Genomic DNA, 12,267 nt, shown 5'->3' with positions numbered 1-12,267 from the left:
CCGCGCCAGGGATGGCGCGGCACGAGCCCCCAAGTACGGATTTACGGCGTCTTTACGATCGGCCTGTTCTCTCCGCTTTTACTCTGTTATTGAAGCCAAGGATCTCTGTTTTACTTCGCTTCCTGAAATGCCAGCTCAATCTCTTCAGCCAGAATGGCGACACCTTTTTCAATCTGTTCCGGTGCTGGCACATAATTCATCCGCATGCATTGATGGGTATGTGGCCAGTCATAGCCCAGTCCGGGGAAGAAGTAGTGGCCTGGGACCATCAATACTCCCCGTTTTTTCAGCCGCTGGTAGAGTCGTTCGGTGCTGATCGGCAAATCTTTAAACCATAACCACAGGAAGATGGCCCCTTCGGGTTTGTGGATCAAGCAGCGTTCAGGTGGCAGGTATTTGCGCAAGATAGCGATGGTCTGCTGTACCCGCTCAAAATAAAATGGCCGAATCACTTCATTGGATAAACGCAGTAAATCACCACGCGCAATCATTTCCGCGGCGATGGCTGGCCCCATGCTGCCGGGAGACAAGCTGATAATGCCATTCATATTGGTGATAGCCGAAATCACTTTCTCATCGGCAATAACAATGCCGCAGCGTGAACCTGGTAGGCCCAACTTCGACAGACTCATGCACAGAATGATATTCGGGTTCCACAGTGGGGTGGCGTCGGTAAAAATAATACCGGGGAATGGCACGCCATAAGCATTATCAATCAATAGCGGAATATCGCGCTGTTGAGCGATAGCATCAAGGTGAATTAACTCTTCGTCAGTAATCACATTACCGGTAGGGTTAGTTGGCCGTGATACACATATCAAACCAATATCATCAGTAATATTGAGGTGATCAAAATCGACGTGATATTTGAATTGGCCTTCAGGTAGCAGCTCAATATTCGGTTTGGTAGAGACAAATAAGTCTTCATCCAAGCCGGCATCGGCATAACCGAGATACTCTGGGGCCAGCGGGAACAAGACTCGACGACGGCTGCCATCCGCATAGCGCCCGGCGAATAAATTAAATAAGTAGAAAAATGCACTCTGACTGCCATTTGTCAGTGCAATATTCTGTGGCTCAATTTGCCAACCCAGCTGGTCGCGTAGCATTTTCGCCAGCGCTTTTAACAGCAAGTCTTTGCCTTGTGGCCCATCGTAATTGCACAATGCCTCGGTCAATTGCCCGCGTTCCAGCATGTCCTGACAAAGTTGCTGAAAGTAAGCATCCATCTCAGGAATATGCGCCGGATTGCCGCCGCCAAGCATGATAGAACCTGGGGTTCTAAGGCCGTCGTTGAGGTCGTCCATCAATCTGGTAATACCCGCGTAGCGGGTGAATTTGTCGCCGAAAAGTGAGAACTTCATAAATGAAAATTTATTGTTATCCGTAAGTGAACAAGTACCATACTCGCAGATAAAAGCGGACGCAATGCGGAAAGATTTCTTCCCGCCGCGTGAAAATGTCGGCAGGAAGTGTTATTGCGGGATAATACGCTGATTATTCCTTTTTGTCTCCGACCCAAACGACCAGCACTTTGTCGCCCTGATGCTGGCGGCTAAAGGCATAATAATCAGTGGTTTGTTGCGATTGTTGTTCCCCTGCGCCAATCGCCGGATGACGGGCGCGGAACTGGCTGACTTTCTGCCAGTGTGCCAATAGCGCGCCTTTAGCTCCTGATAATTCACTCCAGTTCATATCTGAACGGGTACCCTGCAACGGGTCTGAACCGGTCGGGCCGAATTCTCGCCCGCTTTCATCGCCATAGAAGATTTGCACTGCACCTGGGGCCAGTAACAGCAGATCGCCCGCTCGTTGCTGTTTTACCAATGATTGCTGCGCGTCATCTTTAAAAAATAATCGGGTATCGTGTGAGGAAATATAACTCAACACATTGAAATTTTGCAGTTTATCAGCCATTTTCTGGTAAGTGCCGTCAATGGATGAGAAGCACGCTAATGCTTGTTTTGCCTGATCCTGAAAATCAAAGTTAATCATGGCATCGAAGCCGTTTTGATAGTAATCACTCTTCATGACACCGTGGCCCCATGCCTCTCCGGTCATCCAGAACGGTAAGTCATCCAGCGCCTGCTCAGGGTGCGCCGCTTTCCAGGTGGCCAATGCGGCGGTGGTTTGCTGCTTAAGTTGTTGCCAGGCCGGTTTTTCCACATGTTTGGCGGTATCAACCCGAAAACCATCGATACCATAATCACGAACCCATTGACTCAACCAATGAGTGAGGTAATCACGTGGTGTGGCACCGGCAATTTCCCTCGCGGCGGTATCAGGCTTATTACGGTAAAACACCGGTAAGCCGCTGGCTTGGGTGGATTCTGTTTTGATGTCCGGTAGAAAAGCTAATGACATGGTGAGGTCATCAAAGCCGGGGGAGTCGTAATCGCCAATATCAGTACGGACCCACTTTTTACCCCACCAGTTATCCCAGGCAGCTTTATCACCAAAGTTGATGTAATCATTAAAGCTATGCCAGGTTTGGCCTTTGCCGGGTGTCCAGTCGGCCCAGTTTTTACCCAGTGTTTTTTCTAATTGATCGCCTTGAAGGTAGAGCGCCCCGAATTGATAGCTCTGCATATCTGCCAGCGTGGCATAACCCACATGGTTCATCACCACATCAAATAGAATACGAATGCCGCGTTTATGCGCCTGTTCAACCAGCTTATGCAGCTCCTGCTCGGTACCCATATTGGCATCCAGGCGGGTCCAATCCAGTCCGTAATAGCCATGGTAAGCATAATGGGGGAAATCACCTTTGGTACCGCCGCCCACCCAGCCGTGAATTTGCTCAAGCGGCGAGCTGATCCACAGAGCATTGACGCCAAGTTGTTGCAGATAATCCAGTTTTTCGGTTAACCCAGCTAGGTCACCACCATGAAACGTGCCTATTTCCTGCATGCCATCGCCGTGGCGGCCATAGCTATGATCATTGGCCGGATTGCCATTTTTGAACCGGTCAGTCAGGGCGAAGTAAACGGTGGCATTTTGCCAACTGAAAGGTGCGGCCTGCTGAGTTTGCGCCGATTCCAGCAGCAGTAAGCCGCCACTTTCGGCGGTGGGTTGCAGGGTGATTTTACCGAGGGAGACTTTTACGGTCTGTCCTGAATAGAAATCCCGCACCATTTCACCTTCGGCAAAGGTTTTGCTGACATCAACGGTAACCGGCTGGCCATCCCAGCGCTGACAACGGTGTATGACTACGCTGACGGCGGTGGCGGCGGGTTCTTTGATGCTTAAGGTGAGTGTCGGGGTGCCGCTACGGGTATCAATGCGCGCTTGATATTGGCCATCACGGAATAGCCGCCACTGGATATCGGCCTGATCCTGGCAAGGTTGCAGCGAAAAAGTCTGATTCAATTTCACCGGCCCGCTGGGCTGCCAACACTGTTTATCCTGATAAAACTTGAGCGGGTATTCACCTTTGCTCAGTGCGCTATTGCTGAGGAAAACACCGCTGTCCTGCTCAGTAAATGCCGGGAAATGCGATAGTGACCAGTTCGCCATTGCTGCGGGTGAAAGCAGCAGTAGCAGGGATATTTTGAGATGTTTCATGGCACATCTTCCTATTGTGGGTTCGAGAGTTTTATTCGGATTGAGGCAGCTTCAGTGTGCCGCTTGATGAATAAATAACCTCCTCCTTGAGCGGACTTTGTGGGGAGGAGCGGGGCGGAGGAGGCGTTATTTTGATACTTCGAATTGGCTGCTTTTTAGCCTAAGTTACAATATATACATTGTAACTTCGCTGTATGGAGAGAAAAAATGAGTGTTATATCAGTAAGAATACCTGATGAGCTTGTTAGCCCGTTGTCGTTACTTGCCGAGGCGACTGGGCGGACTAAATCTTATCTGGCGGGGCAGGCAATCCAGGATTTTCTGGATCGTGAGGCATGGCAAATTGCAGAAATAAAACAAGCTATTATCGAGGCTGAACAGCAAGATTTCGTCTCCAAAAATGGAATGAATACCCTTTTTAAAAGAATGGGTGTAGCCGTTCAGGATAAGGATAAATAATGAACGTAAGAGGGTTAAGGAAAACCGCTGCAAACTTAGAACACGAGTATCAGTGGTTATTTGAGAGAAACCCTATTGCGGCTCAAAAACAGTGAGATTCAAATACTTCGTGTGTTTCATACCTATCGGGAACCACCAAAAGTCAGAGGGTAGTTAACACTGGCCGGCAATAATTACAGGCCAGCGGATTTAACGGATGAGCTTATGATTTCTGCAATATCTGCGGATTGACGCAGTTTTCTTTTACAGTACCGGTCAATGCGGCAATCAGGTTATCCACGGCACTGGCTGCCATGTTGTAGCGGGTTTCATGGGTGGCGGAGCCAATATGTGGCACGGCTACCACATTGCGTAATTTAAGTAATGGCGAATCTACCGATAGCGGCTCTTGCGCAAATACATCTAATCCGGCGGCATGGATAGTGCCATCTTGCAGCGCAGCAATCAGCGCGGGTTCATCAACTACCGGACCTCGGCCCGCATTAATCAGAATTGCACTGGATTTCATTTTAGCCAGTTGCTCACGGCCAATCATATGGTAAGTCTGCTCGGTCAGTGGCAGGGTGATACAAAGGAAATCAACTTGTTCCAGCAAAGTATCCAGCGAACAATGGCGTGCGCCAAAACGCTTTTCGGCTTCTTCGTGCGGGCGGCGACTGGTGTATAGCACCGGCATACTGAAACCGAAATGTGCCCGCTGGGCCAGCGCCATACCAATGCGGCCCATACCCAGGATCCCGATGGTTTTATGATGCACATCAACACCATACCAATCATCGCTAATACTCCCTTGCCACTCACCGGCTTTGACTCGTTCAGCCAATTCGACTACCCGACGCGCGGTGGACAGTACCAATGCCATCAGGGTATCGGCCACGGTTTCTGTCAGGGCGGTTGGAGTATGCATCAGCATCACGCCACTCTGGTTGAGGGCATCAAGATCAAAGTTGTCATAACCGACGGAAATGGTTGAGGCGGCACGTAAACGCGGAGCTAGCTGTAAAAAGTCTTGATCGATTTTACCGCCGGAACCGATAAGCCCCTCCGCCTGTTGCAGCGCAGCCAATAGCTCAGGTTGATTATCCGGCGCTAAACCATCAAAACTGTTTACGGTAAAATGTTGCTCCAAACGCTGATGCAGATCGGTGGGAATACGTTGGTACAATACAATGGAAGGCTTCATCACAAACTCCAGCAATTTACCCTTTGTACTTGAAGCCGCAGGGGTGTTGGCTACGTTCACAAACCCGAATTACTTACTTGTGTAAGCTCATCGAGATTTGCTCACTTGCCGCCTACCTGCAACCTCAATAACTTTGGGTAAACGAGATTAATATTAAGATTTAACGCCAGCATACCAGCGAACACTACCGTGGGATCAAGTGCTAATCAGCCTCATAATGTTACGACTCATGAAAACCAACCCGCGTTGGCAGGTTGGTTATGTCGATTTATGGCACTTCGCTGCGGGCAATATCTTTAGCCGTAAGGGTATGCGAGCGGATGGCGGCGCAACGTAGCGCGGTGATAATCGCCAGTGCGGGTGCGATGGCATATAGGGTAAACAGCCAATGGGCAGTGTTCTCTGCACCAATGATACCGCCGGGATCATTCAAGCCAGACAAATTAGCAACCATACCTGCCAGTGCCGCGCCTACTGCGGTGGCAAACATCTGTACCGTCGTGATCGAAGCTCCGGCAATATCTTTATCTTCTTCAGCGGCAACTTGCAGAATACGTGTCAGCAAGTGCGGCCAGCCAAAACCGATACCAAAACCGACTAACGTCAGTGCGATAGCGATCGGAGCCATGTGCGCCCAGCCGCCGAGTGAGCCTGTTGGCATTAAAATGGCCAGCAGTACTAATCCCACTAATACAATGATGGGGCCGCTAATAATTGCCCAGCGAATGCCTGCTTTTTTCCAACCGGCGCTCATCACTTCAGATATTGTCCAACCAGCAGCCATAGCCGCAGCGATATAACCAGAAACTAAAGGCGACTGACCGTGTAGGGTTTGCAGGAAGTAAGGGACAAAAATCTCACTGGTCATACCGATCATCAATAATGAAATGGTGATGTAAAGTGCCGCCAGAGGGGAACTAAGCCGCAGGGCATCCCTTGGTAGTAAACGGGAGGTGGCGCGGGATTCAATGTGGAATAACAGCACTAACAGTAATGCTGCCACTCCTATCCCCACCATATTGATTATTCCGCTGCTGGCAATACTGCTGGCGGAAATGGTTAGCACAATTGCCGTCAATAACACCAATTGTGTCACCGGCAGAGTAGAGACGGCAGTGGTGCTGGAGCGGCCTGCTGGTAGGATACGCCAGGTAAAAATGGCATAAATCAGCGTCACCGGTAGCAAAGTCCAGAAAGCAAAACGCCAGGCATTCATTTCAGCAAATATACCGCCAATGGCCGGGCCAATCAGGGTGGCCACGCCCCACATACCTGAAATGAGCGCCATTGCTCGTGGCCACAAGGATTGTGGAAATACCAGATTAATCATGGCGTAAGAGAGAGCAATCAGGAAGCCGCCCCCCAAGCCCTGCACGGTTCGACCCACCAGCATTAGTGGCATATTCGGTGCCATGGCACACAGGGCGCTGCCTAACATAAAGGTTAATGAAGCGAATAAATAGGCGCTGCGTGGGCCGTAACCACTGAGTAAACGGGCGGAAAGGGCCGAGCCGAGGATCGAGGCGGTGACAAATAAAGTGGTGTTCCAGGCGTATAGATTCAGGCCACCAATATCCAACACCACCGACGGTAAAATGGTGGTAGCAATATAAATATTGATGGCATGTAACACCACCCCTCCCGACAGCGCTATGGCGAAAGCCGCATTCTTACCGGAGAACAAATCGCTCCAACGGCTTGCATCATTTATTATCACGTTTTCCATCCTGCCAGAGTTCTGGTTGTTGAGTTGATTTTGTTGTTACGATAAGGTTAAACAAGTAAGTTCTTGGAATAACTTAGGTCAGTTATCGATAATAAGTCAACCATTTGCTTGGAAAATGTTATGCTGGAAATGATTCATCAAAAATAAAAAACGCATGAATAATACCGGGGAAGATATGAATATCGACCATACGGTCAGTCAACCACAGTCTGTTGCTGAACGCTTGCTGATGTTGCTTAAAACTCGCGGCCCGCTGCAAGCCAGTGACGCGGGCAATATTTTGGGTACCACAGGCGAAGCGGCCCGACAGCAATTTGTCAAACTGGCGAAAGCAGGGTTGGTGATGTCTGAGGCGCAAACGCGCGGAGTGGGTCGTCCGATTCAATTATGGCAGTTAACCGAGGCCGGTAACGCGCAGTTTCCTGATGCGCACGGTGAATTGACGGTACAACTATTGCGTTTGATTCGCAGCCAATTGGGTGACAGCGCCCTTGAATTGCTGATCGATAGCCGTGAACAAGAAATCCGTCATCAATATTGTCAGGCAATGGTCGGTGCTGATGATGTCACCGAACGTGTTGAGCGGCTGGTGGAAATCCGCACAGGTGAAGGCTATATGGCACAGATACAGGTGGAAGCTGACGGATCGCTACTGTTTATCGAAAATCACTGCCCGATTTGTGCTGCGGCCACCCATTGCCAAGGTTTCTGTCGCGCGGAGCTGGCGGTATTCCAGCAGGCATTAGGTGTTCCCGTTGAGCGAGTTGAACATATCTTATCGGGTTCCCGCCGCTGTACTTATCGCATCAAACCAGAGTCATTATGATGATCGGGAGGTTGTCGTGGTTGGGAGGATGCGGATAAAACCGACAGTATTATCCGCATGTACAATACTGGTGTTACCGCAGGCCGCGTTCCATTGGTGGTTAAAGCTCAGTGTGAGAAGGGGGGGTGGGTGACGATAAGGGGGGGGTGTAGGTATCAGGGACAAAGATAAAACCGAGACGTTTTTTTATAATGGCTGAAGGCGTCGAAATTACTTCCGCTTCAAGCATCGTGACACTGTTAGCTTGTAGATGTTGGATCATGGCATGTAGCGCTGCCGATCCAGCCCCTCGGATTGTACCTTCAGTTTGAGGTGTTAATACATAAGCTGGATGGGTTAAGGTTGCCCCGATTACACCGAATTGTCTCTCCGTATTATCACCGGTAAGATAACTGTGTGCAGTGCTTACACTGATAATCCTATGATTAAATCTGACCACGACAATGGTCTGATCCTGTCGGGAATGGCGCGCGTAACTCCTTATCAATTGGCTGGTGGTTTGACCCGCATATCTATTGGTTTCCATTGCGGTCGAGAAGATGCCATGGCGATCACAATAAACGCGTTTTTCGGCGTATATATTTTCCCATTCAGCAATTGCTTCGAGTAAAGCATATATGCTGTGACGGGTTTCCTCACGAGTGCCCTGAATTATCTCAATATCGAATCTCTCTTGTGGTACAACCCATGCACCATTTTGCAGTATTCGTGGCAATATCTCTTGATAAACATAGGAGGATATTGGCATCTGATAGCCTCCCAGAGGGTATTGTTGAGCTTGCTGTGGGGATGCTATATCACTGTCATTCGAACTCGCGCTATCGGAGTCACGGTCGCTACTGCAACTGGCATCAGAGGTTTCGCTGCTGGTAACGTGATTGGCAGCTTGTGGGCTATGGCTTAGTACATACTGCGCATAGTTTTGTTCAGCGTGAGTGAAGGATTGTATGATGTTATCTATGAGTGCTGATCGGCCCTGCGCCTCGGCGACATCAGTAATAGTTTGGATCAAGCGGTTGCCCGCAATAGGCTCACGAATAAAAGCATCAATGGCATCATTGTCCGTGTCTATGGCTCTTCTGTCTAAAATGCTATTCAGCGTTTGAATCAAGTATTCCGTGGACCAGGTACGTAAACTACTGCCAAACAGTAGAGTAAAATCGGCTAATACCGATGACAACCATGTAGAACAAGAATTCCCGATTTGTCGGGGATAACGGCGGCCAATAATATCATCTAATGGGGTTTGGCAATGGTGGGCAACCGCAGGTAAGGTAAGCGACTGACCATGGAGTTGAGTATTTAACTGCGTTAACGCGAGTGTCGGGGGGATCAGTTCTTGTGAGCGGGTCACCAAGAGTGGCATGGGTTTTAAAGGTTTACCCGTGCCAGCTACGACTCTATTTGGCGTATTATCTCCGTTGAAAAATGCTTTAATATGCTGCCATGCAGATTCAACCTGCCCACAACGCCCGTGGGTGACGATATTGTAGAGCGCCAGTGGGCCATACAAAAAACAGGTTGCTATACCTGCCGCTCCGCGTTTGGCTCTATTAGGTTCATTGTGTACCGCCATCAGAACTTTTTGCAGGGTCAACGGCTTTCGGTCATCACTATTAAAGATAGATAGATAAATGTTCTGCTGATTAATCAAATCATCAGAAGACATTGATACTATCGGAGATAAATGGAGTAATTCACCTTGTGCCGTTTCCAAATAACTCAGCAATAACTCATTCTTATACCAAGAAAGCAGAAAAGAAATATGGGTTGCGTCTGCGCGTAATGGGAAGTCAATTTGCTGTGAATTCGGCGGCAGTATTGAAACGAATCCATCGTCAACAGTAACGTCCAGATAATTATTAAAACTTATATTGAACGTATTATCACTCGATTCAAAACTGAGTAATACGGATCTTTCTTGATTTTGTATGTCTTGGGTGTAGCGAGAAAAAATAGCCGAGAGAGGTATCACCATTTTCTGCGTAATAATACACGCTGTATCACAACCGAGTGGTTGAGTTACTTTTCCCACTCTGGCAGCTTGTTGCAATGCTTTCGTCATAATACTGTCTGGTAAGGTAAAAGAATGCACATCTTGATAAGTTATTATTTGGCTAATTTTAGGGGTTTGCATTTTATTTTTTAATACAAGGCCAATTATATCTGATGAGGAAAAGCAGAGTTTTTTTCCTTTAAAGTAATTGTCAGCGTAGGCACAAATCGGTGGGATATTTTCAGGGTGAATTATCATGTCAGAGACTATGTGTTCCATTATATTTTGAACTGATATTTGTTTGGCTGAGGCTATTTCTGAATATAACAGACACATTATAATAGATAAAAAAAGACTTTTATTTTTCACGTTATAATCCCTTATATCTGAATTAATCATTAAATAATGAGTATGAAATTAATTATTTTTAAATATCAAAACTCATCATGTTGGAAACCCAGCTTGGTACTGACCTTGGCGGGGGGTTGAGCTAGGGCGCGCAAACGTAACACTTTCACCCCGCGTTCTTTTAGATAACGGGCCAGCGCGTGTACTGCTGCGCTACCCGCTCCGCGAACACTCCCTTCATTTTCAGGCATCAGCACGTAGTTGGGATCAGTCACAAAAAATTCGACATAGTAGTTTTCGTTACTATTTTCGAAGTTTTCATCTCTGGTGGCTACCAGCATACTGACAATATCTCCCTGTAGTCGTACCGCTACATACACATAGTCATGTTCGGGCGAGAGCAATTCGCTATACAGGGCGAAGTTGTTTATCCGCCCGGCCTCGACTGTGCGATCATGTTCCGACCAAGGTTCGTCAGTTATGTGGTAATAGATGGGTGTCTCGTTATAAATGTCTGACCATGCGCCCACCGCCGCTAAGGCATCATCCATAAAGGCGGCATCGATATCTGGCCGAGTCGGAATGGTGGTATCAAGGATATCGACATCAAAATATAAATTAGGCTGGGTGACCCATTGATCATTCTCACGCACGCGTACGGCAGGCTGATCGGTGGGGTAATGATAAGAGGCCAAAGAGAGTGAATAGGTGCCTAATGGCAAGCGCTGTGCACCAGCAGGAGATTCAGTCGCCGTGGGATTATGTACCAGATAGCGTGCGTAATTTAGCCGGGAATAATCAAATGCCTGAGATATCTGGCGGATAGTTTCATCGACTCCCAGTTGACGGATAATTAACTGGACTTCATTCACCAGGCGACTTTCTGCTGCCGGATCGCTGGTTGCATAGCCTGTAGTATCGGTCTCATAAATTTGTGTTAATACTTTGCGTAAAATATCCAAAGTCCAGTCGCGCAGTGAATTGCCAAATAACAGGGTAAAGTCCGCTAATACTCTTGATACCCACAGATGGCAGCTTAGATCTATATCACGGGGATAACGGGTGGCGAGGATGTTATCTATCGAGGTTTTACAAAATTGCGCGGTGGCGGGTAGTGTAAGTGTCTGATTATGTAATTGGGTGTCGAGCTTGGTTAATGTCAGTCCAGCGCTGTCACTATTTTCTGGGCGTTGTGGCTGCGGCTTAAGTAAGGGTGGCTTGGTGGTAATCACAACCGATTTATCGTTGTTATCATCAGAAAACCAATGCGTTACTTTACTCCACAACGTATCGCCCTGATTACAGTGGCTGTGAGTGACGTAATTATAAATCGCCAGCGCGGGAATAAAGGCACAGCCTAATGTTCCGGTAGTATCCCGTTCGCTTCTATGGTGCACAGACTGAATATCTCCAGTGCTGGCAGCCATCACTATTTTGTCGATGATCAGTGGCTGGCTGGCATTGTTATTAATGGTTAACCTTGCATCAAGCTGGGAATTATTGAATGGGAAGGTGCCAAGTTCAATGGTGGGCGATAAGGCAATTTGTTCGGTTCCACGACTTTCCATATAATCTATCGCAATACTGTTACTGTTCAAATGGAATGTCAGGGATAAACGATTGGCATCTGGGTGGAGATGGAAAACCAATGGTTCGTCACCAACCTGGCCAAAAATGGAAAGTTCTCTGCTAGATAACCATATGACTGGGGCTTGTGGTAAACCCACCATAAAGTCACTGGTATTATTAATATCGAAACTTAATAAAATCTGTTTGTTAGGGTGATTTATACTGTTCCAGTATGAGGCGAAAATTTTGGGTAAAGGGAATTGCATTTGCTTTAAAATGATACAACGTTCACTACAGACTTTAAGGGGAGAATTAGCAACTATAACGCTGCTGATTTGATTATCCATATCCAAAGCAGCTAAATCACGCTGCCCGATTGACTCGGTTAAATTAAAGTAAGGCATATTGTAACTATCATTTTTATAGATGGTGGCGAACATGCCATTTGGAATGGAGATTGAGGATATACTGTCATTTATAATAACCTCATCATCTTGATCGATAAAATCGATTCCTTGCTCATGCGATAAGCACATCGATTCTCCCTGAAAATCATCTTCATGATATAAACAAACCTTTGTGTTGTTTATTTGAGG

General features: G+C 47.6%; 8 protein-coding genes. 2 read left to right on the top strand and 6 right to left on the bottom strand.

Translation table 11 applies throughout. The features are described 5' to 3' along the window. Window positions 1-110 precede the first annotated feature (110 nt). Entirely contained in the window at window positions 111-1,364 is a 1,254-nt protein-coding gene (locus AEP37_RS07975; protein ID WP_049612190.1) for a valine--pyruvate transaminase, read from the bottom strand. A 133-nt stretch (window positions 1,365-1,497) separates the two neighbouring features. Next, window positions 1,498-3,564 (bottom strand): alpha-amylase, encoded by a 2,067-nt coding sequence (locus AEP37_RS07970; protein WP_049612188.1) that lies wholly within the window; start codon window positions 3,562-3,564, stop codon window positions 1,498-1,500. Window positions 3,565-3,771: 207 nt separating this feature from the next. On the opposite strand from AEP37_RS07970, the gene AEP37_RS07965 reads away from it, so the two are divergent. Beyond that, on the top strand, window positions 3,772-4,023 hold the full coding sequence (locus AEP37_RS07965; protein ID WP_049612186.1) for a CopG family ribbon-helix-helix protein: 252 nt from the start codon (window positions 3,772-3,774) through the stop codon (window positions 4,021-4,023). Between the two features lie 202 nt (window positions 4,024-4,225). Here AEP37_RS07965 and ghrB read toward each other — a convergent pair whose 3' ends face one another. Together ghrB and AEP37_RS07955 are read right to left on the bottom strand one after the other, a co-directional pair. Next, complete coding sequence (ghrB, locus tag AEP37_RS07960; RefSeq protein ID WP_049612183.1) at window positions 4,226-5,206, bottom strand: glyoxylate/hydroxypyruvate reductase GhrB; 981 nt, start codon at window positions 5,204-5,206, stop codon at window positions 4,226-4,228. 268 nt (window positions 5,207-5,474) lie between these two features. Next, window positions 5,475-6,932, bottom strand: coding sequence for an MFS transporter (locus AEP37_RS07955; protein ID WP_202905479.1), 1,458 nt, complete (start codon window positions 6,930-6,932; stop codon window positions 5,475-5,477). Between the two features lie 175 nt (window positions 6,933-7,107). Between AEP37_RS07955 and AEP37_RS07950 the strand changes: the two genes are divergently transcribed. After that, entirely contained in the window at window positions 7,108-7,758 is a 651-nt protein-coding gene (locus AEP37_RS07950) for a helix-turn-helix transcriptional regulator (protein WP_049612292.1), read from the top strand. Window positions 7,759-7,858: 100 nt separating this feature from the next. On the opposite strand, the gene AEP37_RS07945 is transcribed toward AEP37_RS07950, so the two are convergent. After that, entirely contained in the window at window positions 7,859-10,123 is a 2,265-nt protein-coding gene (locus AEP37_RS07945) for a hypothetical protein (protein ID WP_049612182.1), read from the bottom strand. Window positions 10,124-10,188: 65 nt separating this feature from the next. Continuing rightward, complete coding sequence (locus tag AEP37_RS07940; RefSeq protein ID WP_049612180.1) at window positions 10,189-12,207, bottom strand: GNAT family N-acetyltransferase; 2,019 nt, start codon at window positions 12,205-12,207, stop codon at window positions 10,189-10,191. Window positions 12,208-12,267 lie beyond the last annotated feature (60 nt).

Origin of the sequence: Yersinia pekkanenii, from assembly GCF_001152565.1 — a bacterium.
GTDB classification, from domain to species: Bacteria; Pseudomonadota; Gammaproteobacteria; order Enterobacterales; family Enterobacteriaceae; genus Yersinia; species Yersinia pekkanenii.
The sequence above is the reverse complement of the archived record's forward strand: the minus strand, read 5'-3'. Positions and strand labels throughout refer to the sequence as shown.

Excerpts from the sequence above, each read along its gene's own strand:
- AEP37_RS07975 (WP_049612190.1), bottom strand. The coding sequence starts at position 1,364 with ATGAAGTTCTCACTTTTCGGCGACAAATTCACCCGCTACGCGGGTATT.
- AEP37_RS07970 (WP_049612188.1), bottom strand. The coding sequence starts at position 3,564 with ATGAAACATCTCAAAATATCCCTGCTACTGCTGCTTTCACCCGCAGCA.
- AEP37_RS07965 (WP_049612186.1), top strand. The coding sequence starts at position 3,772 with ATGAGTGTTATATCAGTAAGAATACCTGATGAGCTTGTTAGCCCGTTG.
- ghrB (WP_049612183.1), bottom strand. The coding sequence starts at position 5,206 with ATGAAGCCTTCCATTGTATTGTACCAACGTATTCCCACCGATCTGCAT.
- AEP37_RS07955 (WP_202905479.1), bottom strand. The coding sequence starts at position 6,932 with ATGGAAAACGTGATAATAAATGATGCAAGCCGTTGGAGCGATTTGTTC.
- AEP37_RS07950 (WP_049612292.1), top strand. The coding sequence starts at position 7,108 with ATGAATATCGACCATACGGTCAGTCAACCACAGTCTGTTGCTGAACGC.
- AEP37_RS07940 (WP_049612180.1), bottom strand. The coding sequence starts at position 12,207 with ATGTGCTTATCGCATGAGCAAGGAATCGATTTTATCGATCAAGATGAT.